The sequence below is a fragment of the Pseudomonas sp. MS15a(2019) genome, assembly GCF_013277805.1.
Lineage (GTDB): Bacteria > Pseudomonadota > Gammaproteobacteria > Pseudomonadales > Pseudomonadaceae > Chryseomonas > Chryseomonas benzopyrenica.
Map to the genome: position 1 here is coordinate 1 of NZ_VBTN01000003.1, position 25,393 is coordinate 25,393.

General features: G+C 64.4%; 29 protein-coding genes, 3 tRNA genes and 1 rRNA gene. 14 read left to right on the forward strand and 19 right to left on the reverse strand.

The annotated features are described in order from the left end of the window. The first annotated feature begins 158 nt into the window (after positions 1 to 158). Positions 159 to 274, forward strand: a 5S ribosomal RNA gene (gene rrf, locus FEZ61_RS03700). 452 nt (positions 275 to 726) lie between these two features. Here rrf and FEZ61_RS24575 read toward each other — a convergent pair. Next, the gene (locus FEZ61_RS24575) at positions 727 to 897 is read right to left on the reverse strand and encodes a DUF1698 domain-containing protein (RefSeq protein WP_313959675.1); all 171 of its coding nucleotides are present in this window, start codon (positions 895 to 897) and stop codon (positions 727 to 729) included. Positions 898 to 1,064: 167 nt separating this feature from the next. Here FEZ61_RS24575 and uvrY point away from each other — a divergent pair, with 167 nt between their 5' ends. From uvrY to FEZ61_RS03730, 6 genes are all read left to right on the forward strand, one after another. Next, positions 1,065 to 1,709 (forward strand): UvrY/SirA/GacA family response regulator transcription factor, encoded by a 645-nt coding sequence (gene uvrY / locus FEZ61_RS03705; protein WP_027599189.1) that lies wholly within the window; start codon positions 1,065 to 1,067, stop codon positions 1,707 to 1,709. A gap of 1 nt (position 1,710) precedes the next feature. Continuing rightward, a complete protein-coding gene (gene uvrC / locus FEZ61_RS03710; RefSeq protein WP_173147302.1) occupies positions 1,711 to 3,537 on the forward strand; it encodes an excinuclease ABC subunit UvrC in 1,827 nt (608 codons plus the stop codon). Positions 3,538 to 3,568: 31 nt separating this feature from the next. Then, on the forward strand, positions 3,569 to 4,129 hold the full coding sequence (pgsA, locus tag FEZ61_RS03715) for a CDP-diacylglycerol--glycerol-3-phosphate 3-phosphatidyltransferase (RefSeq protein ID WP_007161859.1): 561 nt from the start codon (positions 3,569 to 3,571) through the stop codon (positions 4,127 to 4,129). 61 nt (positions 4,130 to 4,190) lie between these two features. Further along, positions 4,191 to 4,266: transfer RNA gene (locus tag FEZ61_RS03720), tRNA-Gly, on the forward strand. A 36-nt stretch (positions 4,267 to 4,302) separates the two neighbouring features. Then, positions 4,303 to 4,376, forward strand: a tRNA-Cys gene (locus tag FEZ61_RS03725). 107 nt (positions 4,377 to 4,483) lie between these two features. Further along, a tRNA-Leu gene (locus FEZ61_RS03730) sits at positions 4,484 to 4,570 on the forward strand. A 42-nt stretch (positions 4,571 to 4,612) separates the two neighbouring features. On the opposite strand, the gene FEZ61_RS03735 is transcribed toward FEZ61_RS03730, so the two are convergent. The 6 genes from FEZ61_RS03735 to sseA all read right to left on the reverse strand — a co-directional run bounded on the left by FEZ61_RS03735 (position 4,613) and on the right by sseA (position 9,318). Further along, a complete protein-coding gene (locus FEZ61_RS03735; protein ID WP_007161858.1) occupies positions 4,613 to 4,873 on the reverse strand; it encodes a hypothetical protein in 261 nt (86 codons plus the stop codon). A gap of 126 nt (positions 4,874 to 4,999) precedes the next feature. Then, complete coding sequence (locus tag FEZ61_RS03740) at positions 5,000 to 5,227, reverse strand: TIGR02450 family Trp-rich protein (protein WP_173147304.1); 228 nt, start codon at positions 5,225 to 5,227, stop codon at positions 5,000 to 5,002. Further along, positions 5,224 to 5,889 carry a gamma-glutamylcyclotransferase gene (locus FEZ61_RS03745; RefSeq protein WP_173147306.1) on the reverse strand — a complete coding sequence of 222 codons (666 nt, stop codon included), beginning with the start codon at positions 5,887 to 5,889 and terminating at the stop codon, positions 5,224 to 5,226. Before FEZ61_RS03745 ends, FEZ61_RS03740 begins: the two co-directional genes overlap by 4 nt. A 213-nt stretch (positions 5,890 to 6,102) precedes the next feature. Further along, entirely contained in the window at positions 6,103 to 7,662 is a 1,560-nt protein-coding gene (ahpF, locus tag FEZ61_RS03750; RefSeq protein ID WP_068384018.1) for an alkyl hydroperoxide reductase subunit F, read from the reverse strand. Between the two features lie 83 nt (positions 7,663 to 7,745). Beyond that, entirely contained in the window at positions 7,746 to 8,309 is a 564-nt protein-coding gene (gene ahpC, locus FEZ61_RS03755; RefSeq protein WP_007161854.1) for an alkyl hydroperoxide reductase subunit C, read from the reverse strand. A 157-nt stretch (positions 8,310 to 8,466) separates the two neighbouring features. Then, positions 8,467 to 9,318 (reverse strand): 3-mercaptopyruvate sulfurtransferase, encoded by an 852-nt coding sequence (gene sseA, locus FEZ61_RS03760; RefSeq protein ID WP_173147308.1) that lies wholly within the window; start codon positions 9,316 to 9,318, stop codon positions 8,467 to 8,469. A gap of 116 nt (positions 9,319 to 9,434) precedes the next feature. Here sseA and epsC point away from each other — a divergent pair, with 116 nt between their 5' ends. Further along, a complete protein-coding gene (gene epsC / locus FEZ61_RS03765) occupies positions 9,435 to 10,379 on the forward strand; it encodes a serine O-acetyltransferase EpsC (protein ID WP_017639976.1) in 945 nt (314 codons plus the stop codon). On the opposite strand, the gene tcyN is transcribed toward epsC, so the two are convergent. From tcyN to FEZ61_RS03790, 5 genes are all read right to left on the reverse strand, one after another. Then, a complete protein-coding gene (gene tcyN / locus FEZ61_RS03770) occupies positions 10,370 to 11,134 on the reverse strand; it encodes an L-cystine ABC transporter ATP-binding protein TcyN (protein WP_173147310.1) in 765 nt (254 codons plus the stop codon). The genes epsC and tcyN overlap by 10 nt on opposite strands. Beyond that, positions 11,131 to 11,805, reverse strand: a complete 675-nt coding sequence (tcyL, locus tag FEZ61_RS03775) for a cystine ABC transporter permease (RefSeq protein WP_064308810.1) — start codon at positions 11,803 to 11,805, stop codon at positions 11,131 to 11,133. Before tcyL ends, tcyN begins: the two co-directional genes overlap by 4 nt. Next, positions 11,802 to 12,599, reverse strand: a complete 798-nt coding sequence (tcyJ, locus tag FEZ61_RS03780; RefSeq protein ID WP_017639973.1) for a cystine ABC transporter substrate-binding protein — start codon at positions 12,597 to 12,599, stop codon at positions 11,802 to 11,804. Before tcyJ ends, tcyL begins: the two co-directional genes overlap by 4 nt. A 112-nt stretch (positions 12,600 to 12,711) precedes the next feature. After that, positions 12,712 to 13,704 (reverse strand): D-cysteine desulfhydrase, encoded by a 993-nt coding sequence (locus FEZ61_RS03785; RefSeq protein ID WP_173147312.1) that lies wholly within the window; start codon positions 13,702 to 13,704, stop codon positions 12,712 to 12,714. Between the two features lie 68 nt (positions 13,705 to 13,772). Continuing rightward, positions 13,773 to 14,426: a 7-cyano-7-deazaguanine/7-aminomethyl-7-deazaguanine transporter gene (locus FEZ61_RS03790; RefSeq protein WP_064308808.1), complete on the reverse strand. Its 654-nt coding sequence runs from the start codon at positions 14,424 to 14,426 to the stop codon at positions 13,773 to 13,775. A gap of 193 nt (positions 14,427 to 14,619) precedes the next feature. On the opposite strand from FEZ61_RS03790, the gene FEZ61_RS03795 reads away from it, so the two are divergent. The 3 genes from FEZ61_RS03795 (at position 14,620) to FEZ61_RS03805 (ending at position 16,891) form a co-directional block, all read left to right on the forward strand. Next, positions 14,620 to 15,657 (forward strand): NADP(H)-dependent aldo-keto reductase, encoded by a 1,038-nt coding sequence (locus FEZ61_RS03795; RefSeq protein WP_173147314.1) that lies wholly within the window; start codon positions 14,620 to 14,622, stop codon positions 15,655 to 15,657. A 176-nt stretch (positions 15,658 to 15,833) separates the two neighbouring features. Further along, a complete protein-coding gene (locus tag FEZ61_RS03800) occupies positions 15,834 to 16,538 on the forward strand; it encodes a hypothetical protein (RefSeq protein WP_173147316.1) in 705 nt (234 codons plus the stop codon). Continuing rightward, positions 16,535 to 16,891 (forward strand): antibiotic biosynthesis monooxygenase, encoded by a 357-nt coding sequence (locus FEZ61_RS03805; protein WP_017639968.1) that lies wholly within the window; start codon positions 16,535 to 16,537, stop codon positions 16,889 to 16,891. Before FEZ61_RS03800 ends, FEZ61_RS03805 begins: the two co-directional genes overlap by 4 nt. On the opposite strand, the gene FEZ61_RS03810 is transcribed toward FEZ61_RS03805, so the two are convergent. Then, the gene (locus tag FEZ61_RS03810; RefSeq protein ID WP_064308804.1) at positions 16,857 to 17,231 is read right to left on the reverse strand and encodes a hypothetical protein; all 375 of its coding nucleotides are present in this window, start codon (positions 17,229 to 17,231) and stop codon (positions 16,857 to 16,859) included. The genes FEZ61_RS03805 and FEZ61_RS03810 overlap by 35 nt on opposite strands. A 149-nt stretch (positions 17,232 to 17,380) precedes the next feature. Next, the gene (locus FEZ61_RS03815) at positions 17,381 to 17,875 is read right to left on the reverse strand and encodes a hypothetical protein (protein WP_026083720.1); all 495 of its coding nucleotides are present in this window, start codon (positions 17,873 to 17,875) and stop codon (positions 17,381 to 17,383) included. A gap of 227 nt (positions 17,876 to 18,102) precedes the next feature. On the opposite strand from FEZ61_RS03815, the gene galU reads away from it, so the two are divergent. Both galU and gorA read left to right on the forward strand, forming a co-directional pair. Continuing rightward, on the forward strand, positions 18,103 to 18,933 hold the full coding sequence (gene galU / locus FEZ61_RS03820) for a UTP--glucose-1-phosphate uridylyltransferase GalU (RefSeq protein ID WP_007161840.1): 831 nt from the start codon (positions 18,103 to 18,105) through the stop codon (positions 18,931 to 18,933). A 127-nt stretch (positions 18,934 to 19,060) separates the two neighbouring features. Continuing rightward, entirely contained in the window at positions 19,061 to 20,434 is a 1,374-nt protein-coding gene (gorA, locus tag FEZ61_RS03825) for a glutathione-disulfide reductase (protein ID WP_093255878.1), read from the forward strand. Positions 20,435 to 20,458: 24 nt separating this feature from the next. On the opposite strand, the gene FEZ61_RS03830 is transcribed toward gorA, so the two are convergent. Next, positions 20,459 to 21,469, reverse strand: coding sequence for a bile acid:sodium symporter family protein (locus tag FEZ61_RS03830; RefSeq protein WP_068384035.1), 1,011 nt, complete (start codon positions 21,467 to 21,469; stop codon positions 20,459 to 20,461). A 79-nt stretch (positions 21,470 to 21,548) separates the two neighbouring features. Between FEZ61_RS03830 and FEZ61_RS03835 the strand changes: the two genes are divergently transcribed. Beyond that, positions 21,549 to 22,340, forward strand: coding sequence for a helix-turn-helix transcriptional regulator (locus tag FEZ61_RS03835; protein WP_068384204.1), 792 nt, complete (start codon positions 21,549 to 21,551; stop codon positions 22,338 to 22,340). Positions 22,341 to 22,343: 3 nt separating this feature from the next. Here FEZ61_RS03835 and FEZ61_RS03840 read toward each other — a convergent pair whose 3' ends face one another. From FEZ61_RS03840 to FEZ61_RS03855, 4 genes are read right to left on the reverse strand one after another with little or no spacing between them, the layout of a single operon-like run. After that, on the reverse strand, positions 22,344 to 23,000 hold the full coding sequence (locus tag FEZ61_RS03840) for a glycosyltransferase (RefSeq protein WP_017639962.1): 657 nt from the start codon (positions 22,998 to 23,000) through the stop codon (positions 22,344 to 22,346). Continuing rightward, positions 22,997 to 23,584, reverse strand: a complete 588-nt coding sequence (locus tag FEZ61_RS03845) for a class I SAM-dependent methyltransferase (RefSeq protein ID WP_068384038.1) — start codon at positions 23,582 to 23,584, stop codon at positions 22,997 to 22,999. Before FEZ61_RS03845 ends, FEZ61_RS03840 begins: the two co-directional genes overlap by 4 nt. A gap of 8 nt (positions 23,585 to 23,592) precedes the next feature. After that, complete coding sequence (locus FEZ61_RS03850; protein WP_236712145.1) at positions 23,593 to 24,354, reverse strand: PIG-L family deacetylase; 762 nt, start codon at positions 24,352 to 24,354, stop codon at positions 23,593 to 23,595. Further along, entirely contained in the window at positions 24,342 to 25,391 is a 1,050-nt protein-coding gene (locus FEZ61_RS03855) for an acyl-CoA dehydrogenase family protein (protein ID WP_093255873.1), read from the reverse strand. The genes FEZ61_RS03850 and FEZ61_RS03855 overlap by 13 nt, the downstream gene beginning before the upstream one ends. Positions 25,392 to 25,393: the final 2 nt, after the last annotated feature.

Consider the following 25,393-nt stretch of genomic DNA (forward strand, 5'->3'; position numbering starts at 1 on the left):
AACACCCAAACAATCTGACCGCGTGTCAGAGCGTGAGGAAGACGACGCCGAAAACGGCGCGTGGGTTCGCAAGACCCCAAAGACGACACGTCTACTTCGATCACCGACCCAATTGGGCCAGCCAGGCATGCTCTACGCCTGGCCAGCCAACCGAATTGCTTGACGAACATAGAGCATTGGAACCACCTGATCCCTTCCCGAACTCAGAAGTGAAACGATGCATCGCCGATGGTAGTGTGGGGCTTCCCCATGTGAGAGTAGGTCATCGTCAAGCGCCTAACACCCAGCACCCCCGCTCAGTTCATTCTGGCGGGGGTGTTGTCTTTGGGGCGGGAAAAGTTTGGCGGGGCAGGATGCCTAGGCGCTGGGGCAGATGATCGGGAAGCGAAAGCCTGAGGCTAGGTCGCTGAGGTTGCCCTCACCCTAGCCCTCTCCCGGGGGGAGAGGGGACTAGAAGCGGAGCGTCGGAGAGCTTGGCGCAGGGCCTGCTAGACGGGCGCTGCTGGCATTCTGCAAAGAGCAAAAGAGCCACAACAGCCCGGCTGCGCCGGGCTGTTGCGGCCATGGTGGTCCGCCGATGCGGCCGCTCCTGCTAGAAGGCATGCAGTAGGAGCGGCCCATGGCCGCGATCGGATGGCTGGATGTTGGGCTTCGCTGCGCTCAACCCAACCTACCGCAGCGTTACAAGAGCAAGAAAAAGCCCGGCAGATGCCGGGCTTTTTGGGTTCAGGGTTTGCGGGCTATCAGGGTGGCGCGCAGGGGAGCGGGGAGGCCTTCGACGGTCAGGCCTGGATCTTGCGGATTGAGCCAACACCTCGGCGAACCATTGGTAACCTGACCGGGAATGATTCCGATCTGCTTCATTTCTCCAGCTCTTTTCGGTATACAATGCCCAATGGCCTAAGGCCGGCAGGCAAGGGGTGCGAAGCGTCGTACCCCTTTTTCTTTGCATGACCAATCAAATTTATAGCGTAGCCTAGGATCCTATTCCTTAACGGGTAGGGCCAGCGGATAGTTGTTTAGGTGACGCAAGCGATGAAAGCGCAAGCGAAGGGGATTCGATTTTGATCAAGGTGCTAGTTGTCGACGATCATGATCTTGTTCGTACCGGCATCGTACGGATGTTGGCGGATGTGGCAGGAATCCAGGTCGTCGGCCAGGCAGACAGTGGCGAAAATGCACTGATGCTGGCCCGTGAGCTCGAGCCGGATGTAGTCCTGATGGACGTCCGGATGCCCGGTATCGGTGGGCTGGAAGCTACCCGCAAGCTCCTGCGCAGCCGACCCGACCTGAAGGTGGTGGTCGTCACGGCCTGCGAGGAAGATCCTTTTCCGACGCGTCTGCTCCAGGCGGGTGCTGCAGGGTATCTGACCAAGGGTGCCGACATCGAAGAGATGATCACCGCCATCAAGCAGGCCTTCGCCGGTCGGCGTTACATCAGTGCGCAGATCGCCCAGCAGCTGGCCTTGAAACCCTTTCAGTCCAAGGCCGAAGCGTCGCCCTTCGATCAGCTGTCCGAGCGAGAGATTCAGATCGCGCTGATGATCGCAGGTTGCCAGAAAGTCCAGGTCATTTCCGACAAGCTCTGTTTGTCGCCGAAGACCGTCAACACCTATCGCTATCGGATCTTCGAGAAATTATCGATTACCAGCGATGTCGAACTAGCCATGTTGGCTGTTCGCCACGGCATGGTAGATGCAACGAGTTGATATGAGTCAATCTTTCGATGCTGCAGCCTTTCTATCCGGTTGCAGTGGACGTCCGGGTGTATATCGGATGTTCGATGAGGGCGGCAAGCTCCTCTATGTTGGTAAGGCCAAGAATCTCAAGAACCGACTTTCCAGCTATTTCAGAAAGACCGGCTTGGCACCCAAGACGGCTTCCATGGTGTCCAAGATCGCTCAGATCGAGACCACCATCACCGGCAACGAGACCGAAGCGCTCCTGCTGGAACAGAATCTCATCAAGCAGTGGCGCCCGCCCTACAACATCCTGTTGAGGGATGATAAGTCCTACCCCTATGTCTATCTCTCGACTGAGGATCAGTATCCGCGACTGACCATTCACCGTGGAGAGAAGAGAGGGAAGGGGCGCTACTTCGGTCCTTATCCCAGCGCCGGTGCCATCCGCGAAAGTCTCAATCTGCTGCAGAAAGCCTTTCAGGTACGGCAATGCGATGACAACTACTTTCGCAATCGTACGCGGCCGTGCCTGCAGTATCAGATCAAGAGATGCAAGGGTCCCTGTGTCGCGCTCGTCAGCGAGCAAGAATATGGCGAGGACGTCCGTCATTCGGCCATGTTTCTGGAAGGGCGCAGCAATGCCCTGGCTGAAGAACTGCAAGCCAAGATGGAAAGCGCCTCGGTCAATCTGCAGTTCGAGCGGGCAGCGGAGTTGCGTGATCAGGTGGCCCTGGTGCGACGGGTTCAGGATCAGCAGAGCATCGAGGGTGGCACCGGTGATGTCGATGTCATCGCGGCTCTCGTCAATCCGGGCGGTGCCTGCGTGCACCTGGTCAGTGTCCGCGGCGGACGAGTGCTGGGCAGCAAGAATTTCTTCCCGGAGGTAGGGATCGAGGAGGACTCCAGCGAAGTGCTGGCGGCCTTCCTGGAGCAATACTACCTCGCCTACCTGGAGCGGGATCTGCCGGACGAGGTCATCGTGAATTCCGTCCATGAGGACTTCGCTACCCTGATCGATGCCTTTGCCGAGGTCCACAAGCGGCAGCTGGTCATCGCTCATCGCGTCCGGGGGACCCGAGCCCGCTGGCAGCAGTTGGCGGTGACCAATGCGGAGCAGGCGCTGAATACGCGACTGGCCAATCGGCAGCACATGGGCGTGCGTTTCGATGCCCTGGTGCAGGCGCTGGATCTCCCGGAACCGCCTCAGCGGCTGGAGTGTTTCGATATCAGTCATTCCAGCGGCGAGGCGACCGTGGCGTCCTGTGTGGTCTTCGGGCCGGAAGGACCGCTCAAATCGGATTATCGTCGTTACAACATCGAGGGTGTAACCGCTGGCGATGACTACGCGGCGATGCATCAGGCGCTGACCCGCCGCTTCAGTCGGCTCAAGGCGGGCGAGGGCAAGCTGCCTGACATCCTGCTGGTGGATGGTGGCAAGGGCCAGTTGGCCATGGCCCGTGAGGTGCTCCGGGAGCTGGCGGTGCCGGACCTGGTTCTGCTGGGCGTCGCCAAGGGCGTTACCCGCAAACCGGGTCTCGAAGTCCTCTATCTGGACGATCCGTCCAACGAATTCACCCTGCCGGCTCATTCGCCCGCGCTGCACCTCATTCAGCAGATTCGCGACGAGGCGCACCGATTCGCCATCACCGGGCACCGCGCACGCCGTGGCAAGGCGCGCCGGACGTCATCGCTGGAGGAGGTTGCCGGGATCGGGCCCAAGCGCCGGCAGGAGCTTCTCAAGCACTTTGGCGGACTCCGTGAGCTGCAGCGTGCGAGCATCGAAGAGATCGCCAAAGCGCCAAGCATTAGCAAAAAGCTGGCCGAGCAGATTTATGCGGCCTTGCACAGCGAGTAGAATCGCCTCACGTTCACCAACAGCCGCGCCAATGAATATTCCAAATCTGCTTACCGTACTGCGCGTCTTCCTCATTCCGCTCTTTGTCATCCTGTTCTACCTGCCAGTCCACTGGAGTTATTGGACCGCCAGCACCATCTTCGCCATCGCCTGTGCGACCGACTGGCTGGACGGTTATCTGGCGCGGCGCCTGGGGCAGAGCACGCCCTTCGGTGCCTTTCTGGATCCGGTAGCGGACAAGCTCATCGTCGCCGTGGCCCTGGTGTTGCTGGTGCAGGAGCATGCCAATGCCTGGCTGACGCTGCCTGCCGTCATCATCGTCGGTCGCGAGATCGTGGTATCGGCGCTGCGGGAGTGGATGGCCGAGTTGGGCGCCCGGGCCCAGGTCGCGGTATCCAATCTGGGCAAGTGGAAGACGGCGGCGCAGATGCTGGCGCTGGTCATCCTGTTGGCCAACCCGCCGCAGATGACCTTCTGGGTCATCAGTGGTTACGCGTTGCTCATCGTCGCAGCAGCCCTGACCCTGTGGTCGATGTGCACCTATCTGATGGCGGCCTGGCCGCATCTGATGAGCGCCGAGAAAAAGAAATAAGTTTTTTGAATCAATGGCTTGACATAAAGGGTGGCTCAGATAAAATGGCGCCCGTCACCAAGCGGGAATAGCTCAGTTGGTAGAGCACGACCTTGCCAAGGTCGGGGTCGCGAGTTCGAGTCTCGTTTCCCGCTCCATGTTTTACATGAGTGTCGCAAGACATTCAGGTTTGAGGCCGGGTGGCAGAGTGGTCATGCAGCGGATTGCAAATCCGTGTACGCCGGTTCGATTCCGACCTCGGCCTCCACTATTGAGAGCCCCGTAGATCCCAGGTCTACGGGGCTTTTCATCATCCAGGGATGTGTGAATACTGGATCAGGTTCTACGAATCCGCTTGTCTGAGGGTTCGGTTCTGCCCGAGTGGTGAAACTGGTAGACACAAGGGACTTAAAATCCCTCGACTTAACCGTCGTGCCGGTTCGATTCCGGCCTCGGGCACCATTCAAATGAAAAGGCCACTCCTGTTCGAGTGGCCTTTTTCGTTTACGAGGGAATCGTCCAGTAGGGCGTTTCGTCCGCATCGCGTTCGATACGAGAGCGGCTGTCGAGGATGAAGGCTTCGAGCATGGCCGCGTCGAGCAATTCGGTGCGGGCGATAGGGCGATTCAGTACCGACTGACCGCTGCGGGAAAAGACCTCGACATCGTAGGCGCGCTGGTCACGCGTGGAGATCACGCAGCGCAGGGGCTCGAATCCGCCTTTGAGGGTGTTGAAGGCGCTGGCGAGTTCGACATAGAGGGTCATCCGGAAGAGCTTCCTGTTCAAAGGTGGCACTGTGACAGCATTGGCTGCTACAGGGTTTCACCTTTGCAGAAAAGTGCCGTCATATCGCGATGCTAGTCGCAAAATCCCGGCCCTGCTTTCGGAGTTTCATTGCCAGCCTTGCAGCCAGCATTCTGCATCCTGCAACTCGTGCCAGTCCAGCGTCCAGGTACGACGAGTGAGAACGGCTTGCAGATCTATCTGCGAGATGGGGTCGCTCTCGACTTCCGGGGTATGAACCCGGGTGACGATGAAGTGCTTTTGCCGTTCGCGTGGCTGGACAGCCGTCCATTTGCTGAGCAGTAGCTTGTGGGGGTCGATCTGACGTTGCCTCATCCCTGCATGGCCTCCAGCAGCGGAGCGCTGCGATAGCGCTGCAGCAGGGCTTCCAGGTTGCGATCGGGCATGGCGTGGGCCCTGAGCGCCGTGATGGTGCGCTCGACGTATTCCAGGGTGGTGCCGAAATGGCCGCAGGCTTCGGTCAGGACGCGGTTGAGGATGTCATCGGGCAGGCTGCCGGCGTAGCAGGGCAGATTGCGCTTCAGCACGAAGCCGAGCGCCTGCACCTTGCTGCCGTCTTCCAGGTGGCATTGCAGCCAGCGGGGGCGGTAGGACCCATCCGGCATCTCCCGTTTCCAGAGCGCCAGCAGATGATCGTCCAGCTGATCATCGGGCAACTGGTAGGCGAAGCCCGAGCAGGAGCCGCCGCGATCCAGGCCCAGTACCAGGCCAGGCTGCTCGGGGGTGCCGCGGTGTAGCTGGGACCAGAGATAGAGGCCACGGTGATAGCCATGTACCCGAGCCCGGCGCACGGCGACGGCGGGGCACTCGGGGCGCCAGATCAGCGAGCCGTAGGCGAACAGCCACACCGGGCCGGGTTGGCGTTGGGCCAGGGTGGCCTCCAGAGAGGCTACGAGTTCAGGATGGGTGAGCGGGGTGGCGGGCGCCAGCTTGGGGGGATAGGAATCGTGGGTGCTGGAAGAAATCTGTCTATGCATATGTCGCCTGGTCCTCAACCGCTGGAGCTGCCAGGTCTAGGAACCCGGCACTAAGATCCTAACGAAAGTCCGGGAAGAACTCCTAGACCGTTCGTGCCCATCTTTATGACGCCTGGTTAGGTTGCAGCGAGAAACATGCCAGGGCGCAGCGGAAAAGCGCCAGACGAAAAAAAGCCCGGCGGTTGCCGGGCTGAGAAAAGAGCACGAGACCAATCAGACGCTGGTGCGGATCAGGTGATCGAAGGCGGCCAGGGACGCCTTGGCGCCTTCGCCCAGAGCAATGACGATCTGCTTGTAGGGCACGGTGGTGACGTCGCCTGCGGCGAAGACGCCGGGCAGGGAGGTCTGGCAACGGGCGTCCACTTCGATCTCGCCACGCGGCGACAGCTCGACGGTGCCCTTGAGCCAATCGGTATTGGGCACCAGGCCGATCTGTACGAAAACGCCTTCCAAGTCGATGTGATGGAATTCGCTGGAGTTGCGATCCTTGTAGACCAGGCCGTTGACCTTCTGGCCGTCACCCTTGACTTCACTGGTGAGGGCGCTGGTGATGACGGTCACGTTGGGCAGGCTGAACAGCTTGCGCTGCAGCACGGCGTCGGCACGCAACTGGCCGTCGTACTCGATCAGAGTCACCTGGGCGACGATGCCGGCGAGGTCGATGGCGGCCTCGACACCCGAGTTGCCGCCACCGATCACGGCGACGCGCTTGCCCTTGAACAGGGGGCCGTCGCAGTGCGGGCAGTAGGCCACGCCGCGGTTGCGGTATTCCTGCTCGCCCGGGACGTTCATTTCGCGCCAGCGGGCACCGGTGGCGAGGATCAGCGTCTTGGCCTTGAGCGAGCCGCCATCGGTGAAGCGAACCTCATGCAGGCCGCCGGCTTCGTGGGCCGGGATCAGCTGCTCGGCGCGCTGCAGGTTCATGATGTCGACTTCGTACTGCTTGACGTGCTCTTCCAGCGCCATGGCCAGTTTCGGACCTTCGGTCTCCTTGATGGAAATGAAGTTCTCGATAGCCAGAGTGTCCAGTACCTGACCGCCGAAACGCTCGGCGGCGACGCCGGTACGAATGCCCTTGCGTGCGGCGTAGACGGCTGCGGCGGCACCGGCAGGGCCACCACCGATGACCAGAACGTCGAAGGCGTCCTTGGCGTTGAGCTTGTCGGCGGAGCGGGCAGCGGCGCCGGTGTCGAGCTTGGCGACGATTTCTTCCAGGCCCATGCGGCCCTGGCCGAAGGGTTCGCCGTTCAGGTAGACGCTGGGCACGGCCATGATCTGGCGACGCTCGACCTCGTCCTGGAACAGGGCGCCGTCGACGGCAACGTGCTTGACCCGGGGATTGAGCACGGCCATGAGGTTCAGGGCCTGCACCACGTCCGGGCAGTTCTGGCAGGAGAGGGAGAAATAGGTTTCGAACTGGTAGTCGCCGTCGAGGGCCTTGACCTGCTCGATGACGTCCTGGCTGGCCTTGGAGGGATGACCGCCCACCTGCAGCAGGGCCAGGACCAGGGAAGTGAATTCGTGGCCCATGGGCAGGCCGGCGAAGCGCAGGTCGATGTTCTGACCTGGGGTCAGCAGGGCGAAGGAGGGACGACGCGCATCGCTGCCGTCAGTGCTTAGGCTGACCTGATCGGACAGGCTGGCGATGTCCTGCAGCAGGCTGTGCATTTCACGGGACTTCGCGCCATCGTCGAGGGACGCGACGATCTCGATGGGGCGCGTGACGCGTTCGAGGTAGGTCTTGAGCTGGGCTTTCAGATTGGCGTCCAACATGGCGACGTGGCTTCCGTAAAAAATGGGCAAAAAAAGAGCGCGCGGGCAAGGCGCCCGGGCGCTCGGGCTAGATCAGGCGGGCGTTAGATCTTGCCGACCAGGTCCAGCGAGGGGGTCAGGGTCGCTTCGCCTTCTTTCCACTTGGCGGGGCAGACTTCGCCCGGGTGGTTGGCGACGTACTGGGCAGCGCGGACCTTGCGCAGCAGTTCGCTGGCGTCACGGCCGATGCCGTTGTCGTGGATTTCGCACAGCTTGATCTGGCCTTCCGGGTTGATCAGGAAGGTGCCACGCAGGGCCAGGCCTTCTTCTTCGATCAGGACTTCGAAGTTGCGTGCCAAGCGAGCGGTGGGATCGCCTACCAGCGGGTAGTTCACCTTCTTGATGGCTTCCGAGGTGTCGTGCCAAGCCTTGTGCGCGAAATGGGTGTCGCAGGACACGCCGTAGATCTCGACGCCCAGCTTCTGGAACTCGGGGTACAGGTCAGCAAGGTCTTCCAGTTCGGTGGGGCACACGAAGGTGAAGTCGGCCGGGTAGAAGACGATGGCGGACCACTTGCCCTTCAGATCGGCCTCGGTCACCTGGACGAATTTGCCGTTGTGGTAGGCGGTCGCGGTGAAAGGCTTCACTTCGGTGTTGATCAGGGACATTGATGACTCCTTGATGGGTTTAAGTCAGGGTTGAAATCGATAGGACGCATACTAATCGCATTTTGACGATTCACCTCATTGTTAAAGGCGATGCCAACGATTGGGCGTCTCTATCGGATACTACAGGTATTGAGGCAAATCAGTGACTTAGCCTGCCTCAGGCCGGGCCCAGCGCCTTAGTCGTAGCAGGATGCTGACCCCATTCGCTCCAGGAGCCGTCGTAGAGTCGACCATCCGGCAGGCCGGCGACGCTGAGGGCGAGCAGCAGTACCGCGGCGGTGACGCCACTGCCGCAGCTGGTGATCACCGGATGCAGGCCATCTATACCCAGTGCCTGGAAGCGCTGGCGCAGCTCCTGGGGTGGCAGCAGGGTACCGGCCGCGGTCAGCAGGCTGTCGTAGGGCAGATTCTGGCTGCCGGGCATATGACCAGAGGCCACGCCTGGGCGTGGTTCGGGAGTTTCGCCAGTGAAGCGCTTGGCGCCGCGGGCATCGAGGACCTGGGTCTGGCCCAGGCTGAGCGCGGTCTGCACATCGCCCAGGCCACACAGCAGGCGATTGTTGAAGATGACCGGGTAGGGCGGCTGCGGGCTGGGCTGGTTTTCACCGGCCTCCAGCGGCAGGCCCTGTTCCCGCCAGAGTGGCAGGCCGCCATCGAGCACCATCACCTGGTCGTGGCCGAACAGGCGGAACAGCCACCAGGCCCGGGCAGCAGAGAAAAGGCCCTTCTGGTCGTAGACCACCAGGGTCGTCTCGGGGGTGACGCCCAATTCGCCCGCGAGGCGGGCGAAACGGCCCGCGCTGGGGACCATGTGCGGCAGCGGGGTGTCCGGATCGGAGAAGTGTTCGATATCGAAGCGCAGGGCACCCGGGATGTGCTGCTGTCGATAGGTCTCGTCGGCGATCTGGGGTTCGTTGGGCAGGTAGAGACTGGCATCGAGGATCAGCAGATCCGGGCGACCGAGTTGCTCCTGCAGCCAGGTGGCGGTGACCAGCGGGGAGGCGATCATGGGCGGCGTTCCTTGATGAACAAAGGGCGACAGCTTAGCGCGCCTGGCGCGACGTGGGCTGTCAGGGATCAGCGGATACTTTATCCTCGTCAGCCTGGCAACTGGATAGATGACTTATGAGCGAACTTAACGGGCAATCCACGGGCGGCAATGACTGGCAACTAGGACGGATCGTCGGTGAACTGCATGAGGCGCGCAGCCAATGGCGCGAGACCCATGGACGCTTCCGCGAATTCAGCGGCCGCGAATTGCCGTCGCGTAGCGTCATGGCCAGCGTGATCGAATCCCTGAGCGGTGCGCTCTTTCCGCTGCGCCTCGGTCCGGATCAGTTGCGCCAGGAAAGCGAGGACTTCTATGTCGGCTTCGAGCTGGAGCGCGCGCTCAATGCGTTGATGATCCAGGCGAAGCTGGAGCTGGACTATTTCGCCAAGCAGCGTGGCGAGAATGGCGTCAATCGCGCCGACGAGGCGCGCCGGCTGGTGCAGGCCTTCGCCCTGGCGTTGCCGGACCTGCGCCGTCTGCTGGATACCGACGTGATCGCCGCCTACCAGGGCGATCCCGCGGCGCGCAGCGTGGACGAGGTGCTGCTCTGCTATCCGGGCATCCATGCGATGATCCATCACCGCATCGCCCATCACTTCTATCGCAGCGGTTTGCCGTTGCTGGCGCGCATGGTCAGTGAGCGGGCGCATTCGGCGACCGGGATCGATATCCATCCGGGCGCCCAGATCGGCGAAGGCTTCTTCATCGACCATGGCACGGGCGTGGTGATTGGCGAGACTTGCATCATCGGTGACCGGGTACGCATCTATCAGGCCGTGACCCTGGGCGCCAAGCGCTTCCCGGCCGATGCCGAGGGCAACCTCAAGAAGGGGCACCCGCGCCATCCCATCGTCGAGGACGACGTGGTGATCTATGCCGGGGCCACCATCCTCGGGCGCATCACCATCGGCCAGGGCTCGACCATCGGCGGCAACGTCTGGCTGACCCATGGCGTGCCGGCCAACAGCAACGTCAGCCAGGCCAGCCTGCAGGGCTGCGCCGGTCTGGCTCAGGAGTAGTCGGCGGCGTTGTCACGAGCGAACTTGGCGAGAAAGCGCCGGGTTCGTTCCTCGCGTGGGTGATTGAACAACTCGGCCGCCGGGCCCTGCTCGACGATGCGTCCACCGTCCATGAACAGCACCCGGTGGGCGACGTCGCGGGCGAAAGCCATCTCGTGGGTGACGATGAGCAGGGTGCGACCCTCCTGGGCCAGCCCACGGATCGTTTCCAGCACCTCGCCGACCCGTTCGGGATCCAGCGCCGAGGTGGGTTCGTCGAAGAGGATGGCCTGGGGGCGCATGGCCAGCGCCCGGGCGATGGCGACCCGCTGCTGCTGGCCACCCGATAGCTGCCCTGGATAGCTGTCGACCTTGTCGGCCAACCCGACCTTGGCCAGCAGCTCGCGACCGCGGACGAGGGCGGTATCGCGCGGCTCGCCCTGGACGATGAGGGGACCCTCGATCACGTTCTCCAGCGCGGTGCGATGGGGAAACAGATTGAAGTTCTGGAAGACGAAGCCCATGCGCTGGCGCAACGTGCGAATGCTGCCCTGCTGGGCCTTCAGCGGCCGGTTGGCATCGATGCGCAGGTCCCCCAGGCGGATGCTGCCGGCCTCTGGGGTCTCCAGCAGATTCAGGCAACGCAGCAGGGTGGTCTTGCCCGAACCGCTGGGACCGATGATGGCCACCACCTCGCCTTGAGCCACCTGGAGGTCGATGGCCTGGAGCACGGTCTGCTGCCGGAAGGACTTGGACAGCCCCTGCACCTCGATCATGACGGGCCTCGTTCGTTGATGTGGCGTCCGTAGTGCCGTTCCAGGCGGTTCTGCAGGGTCGACAGCAGGCTCGCCAGCACCCAGTAGAGCAGCGCTGCCGCCAGGTAGAGACTGAAGATCTCGAAGGTGCGGGCAGTGATCAGCTGGGCCTGGCGGAACAGCTCAGGCACCTGGATGGTGGCGGCCAGCGAGGTGTCCTTCACCAGCGAGATGAAGCTGTTGCCCAGTGGCGGCAGGGCGATGCGCAGGGCCTGGGGCAGGATGGCCCGCCTCAGGGTCTGCAACGGCGTCATGCCGATACTGGCAGCGGCTTCCCATTGGCCGCGGTCGATGGCGCCGATGGCCGAGCGGATGATTTCCGCGGTGTAGGCGGCCATGTTCAGCGAGAAGCCGATCAGCGCCGCCGGCAGCGGATCGAGCTGCAGACCCAGCTCGGGCAGGCCGTAGTAGATGACGAACAGCTGCACCAGCAGCGGCGTACCCCGGAAGAACGAGATGTACAGCCGCGCCAGGCTGCGTAGCGGCAGACTCTGGGAGCGACGCAACAGGGCCAGGCCGAAGCCCAGCAGCAGGCCGAAGAACATGCCGCCGAGGCTGAGGACCACGGTCCAGATCGCGCCCTTCAGGAGGAAGGGCAGCGAATCGAGCAGGAGCTGTAGCGTGTCGCTCATTGGGTGACGTCGGCCTTGAACCACTTCTCGGAGATCTTGGCCAGGGTGCCGTCGGCGCGCAGCTTGGCGATGGCCTGGTCGACCGCGGCATGGAATTCCGGATCACCCTTGCGTTCGGCGATGCCCGACTCCTGGCGGCTGAAAGGTTCGCCGGCCAGGGCCAGACGATCCTTGGTCTTGGACAGCAATTCTAGGGCGGCGAGGCGGTCGACGAGGATGGCGTCGATGCGGCCGACGCGCAGGTCCTGGTACTTGGTGGGATCGTCTTCGTAGGTGCGCACGTCCGCCTTGGGTACGTTCTGGCGCAGCCACTGCTCGTAGTTGGTTCCCAGGCCGACACCGACCTTCTTGCCGGCGAGATCGGCGGCGGTCTTGATGCTGTCGACGTCGTCCTTGCGCACCAGGGCCTGGATGCCGGAGACGGTGTAGGGGGTGGAGAAATCGTATTTCTTCTTGCGCTCGTCGCTAATGGTGACCTGGTTGATCACCACGTCCAGGCGACGGGATTCCAGGGCGGCCAGCAGGCCATCCCACTTGCCGGGCTGAATCTTGGCATCGACGCCCAGCTCCTTGGCCAGGGCCTTGGCGAAGTCCACTTCGAACCCGGTCAGTTGGCCCTGTTCGTTCTGGAAGCTGAAGGGTGGGTAGGTGCCTTCCAGGCCGACGACGAGTTCGCCGCGCTGCTTGACGGTCTGCAGGAGGTCTTCCGCCTGGGCGGTGGCCTGGTGGGCCAGGCCCAGGGCCAACAGCAGGGCGGCGCTACGGAGCAGACGCTGGGGGAGAGGCTTGCGCATGAAGGAAATCCTTGAGGTTGTGAGGGTGCGCCACTATGGGGGTGTCTGATCTGACATCCCAAGTCCGAAAACTGCTGACGTTATGCCATCGTCCAGTTCGTTGGCTAGCCGATCACGCCAACCAGTCGCCATAGGCGAAGGTGCCCGGCGCGCCGCCGGTGTGCAGGAAGACCAGCGGGCCGGGTGGCAGGGCGCCGCTCGCCACCAGGTCCAGCAGGCCGGCCATGGCCTTGCCAGTGTAGACCGGGTCGAGCACCAGGCCTTCCAGCTGGCCCAGCCGGCGAATGGCCGCCAGGGTCCCGGCATTGGGTTCGCCATAGCGGGGGCCGAAGTAGCCGTCGCGCAGTTGCGGCGGATCCTGGGGCAGCGCGACGCCCAGCAGCTCGGCCAGTTGCTGGCGCAGCAGGGTGACCTTGGGTAACTGGTCGGCCTGGGTACGGGAGACGGTGACGCCGATCACCGGCAGGTCGGGGCGCAAATGGTGCAAGGCCAGATCCAGGCCGGCCTGGGTGCCGGCACTGCCGGAGGCCAGGATGATGGCCGCGGGTTGCAGATCCAGGGCGTCCAACTGAGCGTCCAGTTCCAGACCCGCACGCACATAGCCGAGGGCGCCCAGGGCGCTGGAGCCGCCAATGGGGATCACCCAGGGCTTGCGTCCTTGCTGGCGCAGGCGCGCGGCTTCGGCCTCCAGCTGGCGGATCGGGTCGTCGAGTGCGGCGACCGACCTGATCTCGGCACCGAACAGTTCCAGCAGCAGGCGATTGCCGCCGTGCAGATAGCCGTGATCCGCGGTGGCGATGGGATTTTCCAGCAGGGCGACGCAGGCCAGGCCCTGTTGCGCGGCGACGGCGGCGGTCTGACGGACATGATTGGACTGGATGGCCCCGGCGGTCACCAGGGTGTCGGCGCCGGCGCCCAGCGCCTCGGCGACCAGGTATTCCAGCTTGCGCACCTTGTTGCCGCCCAGGGCCAGGCTGGTGGTGTCGTCGCGCTTGCAGTAGACCGGTCGGCCCAGCTCTGCCGAGAGCCGCGGCAGGACCTCCAGCGGGGTCGCCGAGGGTTGCAGCGTCAGGCGCGGAAAGCGGGCGAGGGCAGTGGCGAGCATGGCGGGACCCTGGGCAGTGAAGAGGGCATCACTCTAGGGCCAAGCCCTGCCCGCCAGCAATCCTGGCCTCAGGCGAGGTCCGGACGACGCGCCCAGGCCTGGGGCACCAATGAGCGCAGCAGCACGCCGTAGAGGGGGACGAAGAGCAGCAGGCTGACCGTCAGCTTGACGCCGTAGTCCACCAGGGCGATCTCCGGCCAGTGGCTGGCCATGAAGGGATTGTCGCTGTGCCAGAAGGCGATGGAAAAGAAGGCCAGGGTATCGAGGGCGTTGCCGAACAGGGTCGAGACCGTAGGCGCCAGCCACCAGTGGCGCGAACGCCGCAGCCGGTCGAACACCTGGATGTCGAGCAACTGGCCGAGCACATAGGCGCAAAAGCTGGCCAGGGAGATGCGCAGGACGAAGACGTTGAGCGCGGCCAGCGCCGCCCAGCCCTGGAAGCCGCCGTCCTGGAACAGCACCGAGACCGCGTAGGAAACCACTAGCGCTGGGAGCATCACCCGGGCGATGACCTGGCGGGCCGGCGCCTTGCCCATCACCCGGACGGTGAGGTCGGTGGCCAGGAAGATGAAGGGGAAGCTGAAGGCGCCCCAGGTGGTGTGCCAGCCGAACAGCTGCAGCGGCAACTGCACCAGGTAGTTGCTGGCGATGATGATGAGGATATGGAAAGCGACGAGCGCGGCCACCAGGGCACGCTGCGGGGTGACAAGCAAGGCAGACATGGGCAGTCCTTTTTTGGTTACCTGGGGTGAGGGAACCCAGGGCGCTGAGGCGGGGCGGCATTCTACGGATTCGCGGCGCACCTGGCGAGGGTGCGGTGGTCGGCGCCCGATCGAAAGGCTCATCGGCGCGATGGGCAGAGCGGGCAGCCTCCTGCTAACTTGTACGACTTCCGCACCGACAGAGAGCTTCCTGATGCACTTTCGATCGCTGGGTCGTACCGATCTCAAGGTTAGCGCCATCGCGCTGGGCACCATGACCTGGGGTGAGCAGAACACCGAGGCCGAGGCCTTCGAACAACTGCGCGCCGCCAAGGCCGCTGGGGTCAATTTCATCGACACGGCGGAGATGTATCCGGTGCCGCCACGTGCCGAGACCTATACCCGCACCGAGACCATCATCGGCAACTACTTCCGTCGGCATGGCGATCGCGCCGACTGGGTGTTGGCCAGCAAAGCGGCCGGTCCGGGGCGCGACATGGACTATATCCGCGAGGGTGGTCTGGCCTTTACCAAGGCCAATCTCACCGCGGCGTTGGAGGCCAGTCTCCAGCGGCTCAACACCGACTATCTGGATCTCTACCAGCTGCACTGGCCGGATCGCCGCACCAACTACTTCGGTCAGCTGGGCTACGAGCACAGCGAGGCGGCCTTCACGCCCCTCGAAGAGACCCTGGAGGCCCTCGACGGCCTGGTGCGCGCGGGCAAGGTCCGCCATGTGGGGCTGTCCAACGAGACGCCCTGGGGCGTCCAGCAATTCCTGCACCTGAGCGAGACCCGGGGTTGGCCGCGGGTGGTCTCCATCCAGAATCCCTACAACCTGCTCAATCGCAGCTTCGAGGTGGGCCTGGCCGAGCAGGCCATCCGCGAGCAGGTGGGCCTGCTGGCCTATTCGCCGCTGGCCTTCGGCGTGCTGGCGGGCAAGTACCTGCAGGGCGCGCGCCCGGAAGGGGCGCGGCTGACCCTGTTCGAACGCTTCCAGCGCTACAGTAATCCCCAGGCGCAAAGGGCTGCCCAGGCCTATGTCGAGCTGGCACGGGAACGCGGTCTGGATCCGGCGCAGATGGCCCTGGCCTTCGTCACCAGCCGGCCCTTCGTGACCAGCAACATCATCGGCGCCACCTCGCTTGCCCAGCTGGAGAGCAACCTGGCGAGCAGCGAATTGGTACTGGACCAGGAAACCCTGGCCGCCATCGAAGCCATCCACGTCGACCAGCCCAATCCGGCGCCCTGATCGCGCGGTATCCGGCGCCCGGTACAGCAGCGGTACCGGGCGCTTTTTTTGGCTCGCCTGACTGGACGGTGACCAACAGGGCAGTGGCGCAAGGCCTGCTGTCCGCGACGCCTATTAAAACCGCGGCCCCGACGCCCTAGAGTCGGTCGGACCTTCCACGCCTGCAGGTATCCGTCATGACGTCTTACGAAATCGTGCTCCTGGGTGACCAGGACGCTTCCATCGTGGCTCATCAGGCCATCCCCCAGGCCCTGGCGCTGACCGCCAGGACATTGGGCATCACGTTGCGATCACGCTGGCTGCCGAGTGTGGCGGCCGATGGCGCCCTGGCTGAGTGCGATGGCCTCTGGTGCGTGCCGGGTAGTCCCTACCGTAATCGAGACGGGGTGCTGGCGAGCATCCGCACCGCCCGTGAACGACGGATTCCCTTTCTCGGTACCTGTGGCGGGCTGCAGTACGCCCTGCTGGAGTACGCTCATGCCGTGTTGGGATGGACGGATGCGGCCCACCCCGAGGAGGATCCGCTGACGTCGCGAGCGCTGCTGGCGCCCCTGAGCTGTGCCCGCATCGAGTATCACAATGATCTCCGCCTGGAGCCTGGTTCGCGCCTGGCGGAGGGCGAGGGCGGTCTGCGGGCGCAGGCCAGCTATCACTGTCGCTTCGGCGTAAATCCCGAGTACCTGCCGGCCTTGCTCGCCGCCGGCTGGCGGGTACTGGCCTGGGATGAGGAAGAGGTGCCCGTGGCCTTCGAGCTGGGTACCCAGCCCTGCCACTTCGGCACCCTCTATCAGCCCGAGCGTGAAGCGCTGACCGGCCGGGTGCCCGCCGCGGTGCGCGCCTGGCTGGAGGCCGTGGTCGCAGCGCGGAGACTACAACCATGAGCCGGCCGGACCTACCGCCCGATTGTGTGGTGATCGCCTTCGTCTCGCAACGGGCAGACGACGATCCGGCCTATGAGCGCATGGCGGCGCGCATGCTGGAGCTGGCGCAGGCGCAACCGGGTTTTCTCTGGGTGGAATCGGTACGCGGCGCCGATGGCCTGGGCATCACCCTGTCCTATTGGACCGACCAAGCCGCGGTCGCGGCCTGGGGTGCCCATCCGGAGCATCGCCAGGCGCAACGGTTGGGCCATGAACGCTGGTATCGCTGGCATGACACCCGGGTCCTGCGACTGCTGTCGTCGCGCACCGGGACGGGCGTCATTCCAGGCGGATCGCGCCCAGCGCCGGAGTGACGCGAATCCAGCCGATGCGACTGTCTTCGCCGATCAGCATGACCTTCTTCCAGGGGCGGAAGGGCGCGCTTTCGAGGACCAGGATGCGGTCCCCTGGTTCGAGCATGGCGAGCAGTTGGCGATTGGCGACCACGCTGCGCTCCGGCATCGAGGGATACTGCATCAGCGGAATCTGGCCGCCACGGATCTGCCAGGTTTCGCCACTGGCGGCGTTGATGAAGGTCGGCAGCCGCGTCAGCAGGATGGCCAGCGCGAAGAACCCGATCAGCAGCAGGACGAGCCGCTGCGTCACGGTGCGGGCGGCAACGATATCGGGTGACAGCTTGCCAAGCGAGGACATGGGAATGGCTCTGGGCGGCGGACGGTAGAGGCTCGATGCTACCGTCGTGCGGCCCATTGACATCATTCACATGAAGGAAAGGTCAACGGCTGCTCATTCGCCAGTGCCAGACTGTGAACGGCCGCAAAGCGGCCGGCTAGAGGGGCGGCTCAGGGCGCCAGCTGGCGGGTGACTTCCACGGCCTTGTCGAAGGACGGATAGCCACTCTTGGCCACCGCCAGCTCGCCATAGGCGCTCTTGTAGGTCTGCGCCTGGATGGGATCCGCTTCAGGAACCAGGAAGGGATCGGTGTACAGGCGATAGAGCAGGGCATAGGCCAGCGGATAACGATGATCGGCAGAGGCGTTCAGCAATTCCAGGACATCATCGGTCTGCGGGCCCTGCTTGATGGCGATCACCGCGCGATAGAACTCCACCTCGCCATCGGCACTGGTCCCGCCGTTGCGCAAGAGCAGGGCATCCGCGAGCTTGAGCTGTTCTTCGCTGCCACCCAATACCAGCAGCTTGGCCTGCAAAAGGTCGTTCTGGCGCAGCAGGGTGGTCTGTTCCGCGCTGAGCGGCCGCGTTTCCGCTACCTCGTGGTGACCGCCCAGGGAGCAGCCGGCGAGGGAAACACACAGCAACGGGAGCATCCATTTCTTCATGTCGAGATCTATCCGCGGAGTCGTGACGCTGGTTCCAAACTTTGGACGATAGCAGTTCTTTGCAGCTTTGCGCAGAACCGGAAGGCAATCCTGGAGTCGTATCCGCACGTCCACAGAGCGCCCATGCCTGGCTATTTCCAGCGTCGCGCGCTTCGGGCATTGTATGCGACAAGCGGCTGGATAGACCGCCGTTCGTTTTGCCTTCACGTACAGATCAAAGGACTCCCATGATCACCAAATGTCTGTTTCCGGCAGCCGGCTATGGCACTCGTTTTCTCCCTGCGACCAAAGCCATGCCCAAGGAAATGCTGCCCATTGTGAACAAGCCGCTGGTGCAGTACGCCGTGGAGGAAGCTCTGGAGGCGGGCCTGCATCAGATCGGGATCGTCACCGGTCGTGGCAAGCGCTCGCTGGAAGACCATTTCGACATCAGCTACGAGCTGGAAAGCCAGATCAAGAACACCGACAAGGAAAAGTACCTGGTCGGCATTCGCAAGCTGATCGACAACTGCACCTTCTCCTACACCCGTCAGGTGGAAATGAAGGGCCTGGGTCACGCCATCCTGACCGGCCGCCCGCTGATCGGTGACGAGCCTTTCGCCGTGGTCCTGGCGGACGACCTCTGCCTGAACCTGGAAGGCGACAGCGTCCTCAAGCAGATGGTCAAGCTGTACAACCAGTTCCGTTGCTCCATCGTGGCCATCCAGGAAGTCCCGGCCAACGAGACCAACAAGTACGGTGTGATCGCCGGCGAGATGATCCGTGACGACATCTACCGGGTGAACAACATGGTCGAGAAGCCCAAGCCGGAAGATGCGCCGTCCAACCTGGCGATCATCGGCCGCTACATCCTGACCCCGGACATCTTCGACCTGATCGAACAGACCGAGCCGGGCAAGGGTGGCGAGATCCAGATCACCGATGCCCTGATGAAGCAGGCCCAGGACGGTTGCGTACTGGCCTACAAATTCAAGGGGCAGCGTTTCGATTGCGGTAGCGCGGAAGGCTTCGTGGAAGCCACCAACTTCTGCTTCGAGAATCTGTACAAGGCGCTGTAAGACGCCCTGTGCGATGGACGAGGCCACCTGCGGGTGGCCTCGTCGTTTCTGGCGGTTGGCCAGCCGCGCCGCTGCCCGGGGTGGCCTTGCGTTATGCTGGCGCCAGCAGCAGCAGAGAGAGAGCTCCATGACGACCTATGATTTCGACCTCTTCGTGATCGGCGCCGGTTCGGGCGGCGTGCGCGCGGCGCGTTTCGCCGCCGACTTCGGGGCCCGGGTGGCGGTAGCGGAAAGCCGTTACCTCGGCGGGACCTGTGTGAACGTGGGCTGCATGCCCAAGAAATACTTCATCTACGGCGCTTCCTTTCGCGATGAATTCCGTCAGGCCCGGGGCTATGGCTGGGACGCCGAGGTCCCGGCCTTCGACTGGAATACCCTGGTCGCCAGCAAGGATCACGAGATCCGCCGGTTGAACGGCATCTACCGCGCCCTGCTGGTCAACAGCGGAGTGACCCTGCTGGAGGCCCATGCCCGCATCCTCGATCCCCACACCGTCGAGGTGGAAGGCCGGCGTTATCGCTGCGAGCGCATCCTCATCGCCACCGGTGGCTGGCCGGACGTGCCGGATTTCCCCGGTCGCGAGCATGCCCTCACCTCCAACGAAGCCTTCTACTTGCCGGAGCTGCCCAAGCGGGTGGTGGTGGTAGGCGGTGGCTACATCGCCGTGGAATTCGCCTCGATCTTCCAGGGCCTGGGCACCAAGACCACCCTGCTGTATCGCCGCGAACTGTTCCTGCGCGGCTTCGACCAGGGCGTGCGCGAGCACCTGCGCGACGAGATGCTCAAACGTGGCCATGATCTGCAGTTCAACGCCGACGTGGCGCGGATCGACAAGGCCGCCGATGGCAGCCTGCAGGTGACGCTGAAGGACGGGCGCCTCCTGGAAGCCGATTGCGTCTTCTATGCCACTGGCCGTCGGCCGATGCTGGATGACCTGGGCCTGGAAAACACCGGCGTCACCCTGGACGAGCGCGGCTTCATCGAGGTCGGCGAGACCTTCCAGACCACGGAGCCATCGATCTACGCCATCGGCGATGTCATCGGTCGGGTGCAACTGACTCCGGTGGCGCTGGCCGAGGGCATGACCCTGGCGCGACACCTGTTCAGCCCCGACAGCTATCGCCCGCTGAACTACGACCTGATCGCCAGCGCGGTCTTCAGCCTGCCCAACCTGGCCAGCATCGGCCTGAGCGAGGAGGAGGCGCGCGAGCGTGGCCACCGGCTGAAGATCTTCCAGAGCAGCTTCCGGCCGACCAAGCTGAGCTTGACCGAGGTGCAGGAGCGCACCCTGATGAAGCTGGTGGTGGATGCCGACAGCGATCAGGTGCTGGGTTGCCACATGGTGGGGCCGGACGCCGGCGAGCAGATCCAGTGCCTGGCCATCGCCCTCAAGGCGGGGGCGACCAAGGCCTGCTTCGACGACACCCTGGGCATCCATCCCACCGCCGCGGAAGAGTGGGTCACCATGCGCAAACCGGTTCGCGAGGACGAGGCGCGCTGATCGGGCGCCTCGCCACCGCGCGCATCACTTGGGTAGCGGCGCTACCACGGGCGTGACAGGCGCTACCGCCTCACGCTTGGCGTAGCGCTGGGCCAGCACCGCGCAGACCATCAGCTGGATCTGGTGGAACAGCATGATCGGCAGCAGCACCGGCCCCATGGTGCTGCCGGCGAACAGCACCTTGGCCATGGGCACCCCCGTGGCCAGGCTCTTCTTGGAACCGCAGAAGACCACGGTGATTTCGTCTTCCTTGCTCATGCCCAGCAGCCGCGCGCTGTAGCGGGTGGCGAGCAGCACCAGGGTCAGCAGGGTGGCGCAGATGAACACCAGGCCTACCAGCGACAGGATCGGGGTCTCCCGCCACAGGCCTTCGATTACGGCCGCGCTGAAGGCGGTATAGACCACCAGCAGGATGGAGCCCTGGTCGACGAACTTGAGCTTGCCCTTGTGGCGGTCCACCCAGTGGCCGATCACCGGGCGCAGCAGCTGGCCGGCGACGAAGGGCAGCAGCAGCTGGACGCAGATCTTGACGATGGCATCCAGGGTGCTCTGGCCATCCGAGCCGCCATGGGCGTCAAGCAGCAGCCGGACCAGCAGCGGCGTGAGGAAGATACCGAGCAGGCTGGACAACGACGCGCTGCAGACCGCCGCCGAGACATTGCCGCGGGCCATGGAAACGAAGGCGATGGAGGACTGCACCGTGGCGGGCAGGGCGCACATGAACAGCACGCCCAGATAGAGCTCGGGCGTCACCAGCGGCGCCAGCAGCGGCTGCAGCGCCCAGCCCAGCAGCGGAAAGCTGATGAAGGTGAAGGCGAACACCAGCAGGTGCAGCCGCCAATGGGTGATGCCGGCCACCAGTGCCTGGCGCGACAGCTTGGCGCCATGCAGGAAGAACAGCAGGCCGATGGCGATGTTGGTCACCACGTTGGCGATCTGGGCGGCGAGGCCCCGGCAGGGCAGCACGCTGGCGAGAATCACCGTGGCGACCAGCATTAGGGTGAAGTTATCGGGCATCAGGCGGGGACGAGCCATGGTCTCTCTCGGGTTGTCTGCGAATAGCCCCAAGGCTATCGTCTCCTGACCTAGCCGACTAACGCGAAAAGCCCCAATGATGTCGTCAAACGGACATTCTGCGGTCGAACGTCCCGTTCCCGAACTCGCCAACCTGCCACGGCGCCTCTATGCCCGGGTCGAATCCCTGGCGCAACCGGCCTGGACACCCTGGCACCGACATCCCTGGGGGCAGCTGTCCTATGCCATCAAGGGCGTGCTCACGGTGACCACCGCCGAGGGCAGTTATGTGGCGCCACCGCAGCGGGCGGTGTGGATCGCCGCCGATGTCGAGCATCAGGTGCGTTCCTCGCCCAAGGCGGAGATGCGCAGTCTCTATGTCAGTGCCGAGGCGGCGCCCTATGTCGGTGAGCGCTGTCGGGTGGTGGCGGTGAGTCCGTTGATCCGTGAGCTGATCAAGACCTTCAGTGGCTTCGCCCGGGAGTATGACGAGGACGGTACCGAGGGCAGGCTGGTGTCGGTGATGCTGGATCAGTTGCAGGCGGCGCCCGAGGTGGGGCTATCGCTGCCGGCGCCCCAGGATGGCCGGCTGCGCCTGCTGTGCGAGGCCCTGGCGGCCAATCCGTCGGACGATCGTACCCTGGCGCAGTGGTCCGGGGTGCTGGGCGCCTCGGAAAAGACCCTGAGTCGGGCCTTTCTGCGGGATACCGAGCTGACCTTCAGAACCTGGCGGCAGCGGTTGCGGCTGATCAGTGCCCTGGAGCGCCTGGAGCAGGGCGCCGCGGTGACCGAGGTGGCGCTGGATTGCGGCTACAACTCGCCGTCGGCCTTTATCGCCGCCTTTCGCCGGCAGTTCGGCGCCACACCCGGGGCCTTCGCCCTGGGGGCCTAAGGGTCAGGCGGTAGCGCCAAGCAGATTCAGGTAGTCGCCGAAGCCGCCGCGCGCGCGGCAATCCAGCCGTGAGCTGGTACGGACGCGTACGCTGTTGCTCCAGGCGATGCGTGCGCCCTGGGTCTTGAGCGCGGTGACCAGGCTGACGTCTTCGTCCACGGTCATGGACGGAAAGCCGCCGGCTTGCAGATAGGCTGCGGTAGAAATGCCGAAGTTGGCGCCATGGATGTGCTGATGGCCTTCGCGGTCGTGATAGGCCGCCTCGTAGCGGGCTCTCAGACCAGGCGAATGTGGCGTCCAGTCATCCACCTCCACTACGCCACAGACGGCATCGGCGCCATAGGCGAGCTGGGCGGCGAACCAGTCCGGCGCCACCTCGGAGTCCGCATCGGTGCAGGCCAGCCAGCGAGCGCCACGCTGGATCAGGTGCGCCGCACCGGTCGCCCGGGTCAGGCCGACGTTGCAGGCCCAGACCTCCAGGGCGGTCACCGGCAAGCGGTGAACGATGTCGGCGGTGCCGTCGGTGCAGCTGTCCAGCACGATGACGATCTCGACGGCTTCACCCAGCAGCGCCGGATGTCGCGCGGCGCGCAGCACCGATTGCAGGCAGCGTTCGACGTGTTGCTCTTCGTTATGAGCGGGTATCACGGCACCTATCATAGAAGCTGCTCCCGGCGGGCGACGGAGGTGGGGTCGGAGGACCAGAGGGTGAGGAGAAAATCGGATTCTTCGAGGTGGCTCAGGCGATGCAGGCCGGGCAGGGCGGCCATGCGTTCGTGGACCTGGTCGCCGGTCAGGGCGCAGCCTTCGATGGGGTGGCGCCAGTGGCAACCGAGCAGGACGCCGCCGGGTAGCAGGGCGCTGTGAGCGCGATCCAGCAAGGCCGCCAGGCCGTTCTCGCCGAGGTAGTAGCCGATCTCGCTGATGACGATGAGATCGAAGGCGCCTGCCGGCCAGGCGTCCGGCAACAGCAGGTGGCGTACCTCGACATGGGCCTGATCGGCCAGGCGCTCACGGGCCGTGGCGACCGCGGAGGCGTTGCCGTCGCTGACCAGCAGGCGTTCGCAACGCTCGGCCAGCCGCCTGGACAGCTCACCAGTGGAACAGCCCGGCTCGTAGCCCTGGGTGTAGCGGCGGTGGGGCAGCATGGCCAGGGTCAGGTCCCGCTTGCGCGCCTCGTACCAGCGATGGCGATAGTCCCAGGGGTCTTCACTGCTGGCGTACAGGGAGTCGAAATAGCTCATGGAGACGGTCACGTCAGATAGACCTCCCAGGCACGGGTGAGACGGGCGACCACCGCAGGCGGCAGGATCGGCCCCTGTCCCGTGCTGGCATCCTCGGTCAACTGACTGCCGAAGGCATTCACCGCACGCTTCTTCAGCGCCAAAACGTCTTCTTCCAGATCCAGGCGGCGCGCTCTTTCCCAGGGCACCCGTGGGTCACCCGGAGCGGCCCAGTGCCAGGTCCAGACCGGTACTTCGATGCAGCGAGCGCCACGCAGCCGGCAGGCTTCCACCGCAGCGCGGCCGGTGGCTTCGTGATCGGGATGGCCATCCAGCCGCCAGGTGGCGAAGACCACGTCCTCGGGCGTGATGAACTCCAGCAGCCGCTGTTGCAGCACGGCTTCCTGCTCGCTCACCTGGCCATCCGGAATCGCCAGGCGCGTCACGGTGGCGCGCTCCAGGCGCAGGCGGCGCAGGGCTTCGCGGGTCTCCAGCGGACGGGTATTGCGCAGTCGGGTGGTGGGCCAGAGGGTGGATCGCGGGTGGCTGCCGTCGCCATCGGTGACCGCTACCAGCGCCAGGCGGCGACCCAGTTCACCCAGCTGGCAGAGCAGGCCGCCGCAGCCTAGGATCTCGTCGTCCGGATGCGGCGCGACGACCACCGCGCGATGTCCGGGCGGGACCAGTTGCGACGCCTCGATGGCCGGCATCTCGCCAAAGCCGGACCACTGTAGCCAGGCCTCGGGCGTGGTGCCGGCTCCTTGAATCTGACGATCGCCTACAGTTGCCAAGGGGCACCCTCCAGCAGATTGAGGTCACCCAGTACCGCCAGATCACGCTCGGCATGACTCTGGCGCAGGTAGACCGGCAGGTCCGCCATATGGCGGGCGCAGTAGGCGTCGCGGCATAGCGGCGCGGCGCCAAAGGCCCGGCCGGTATGGCGGACGACGATTTCGGCGCACTGTTCGACCAGGGCCCGTAGCTGGCAGATGGGATAGCGGGCGTCCGCTACAGGCTCCTGATCTATCCAGTGGGCCGCCTGACGCAGCGCGGTCGCGGCGCCGAGCAACGCGGCATCCACGTGGCCCAGATGGGCCAGGGCATGGGGCTCGCGATGGCGTTTGCAGTAGGCGCGCAGGGTGTCGGCCAGGGCGGTGGCCGAGCCATACCAGCAGGCGGCGATTCCCCCGCCGCCGTGCCAGAAGCCAGGGCGATGCAGATAACGGCCAGGGGCACCGACCAGTACGCCGGCTGCACCATCGAACAGCACGTCGACGCTGCCCGTATGCTGCATGCCGATCGCCCGCCAGCCGTCCTGAGTGACCTCGACGCCGGGTTGATTCATTTCCACCGCCACCAGCATCGGATGGTCGTCCATCCAAGCGGTGACCAGGGCGTGACTGACCAGAGCGGCACCGGAGCACCAGGACTTGCGGCCGTGCAGGGTGACCATGCTGTCGGCGCCATAGCGCACCAGCAGCCGGGCATCCGGCGGCTCGGCTGCCCAGACACCCCAGAGGCTGGCGGGCGGCGGCACGAAGCCATCCAGTTCGCTGAGGATGGCGAGGGCGTCGGTGTGGCCTTCGTACAGCTTGACCAGGCCCAGGTCGTGATTGGCTACCTTGGCCAGGGCGCGCCAGCGCTCCAGGGTCTGCCCCTGGCCTGGCAGCGGCAGGCGATCGAGGCCGCGCTGGTTGAGAATCTGGAGTCGGTGTTGCAGCAGTGCAGGAGTGACCTCGTCATAGGCCCACTCGTCCAGGGTGTCCTGAAGGTTATCCAGATCGATCGACATCGGCTCCATCCCGTGGCTGGCGACGGCGCTGTCCACGA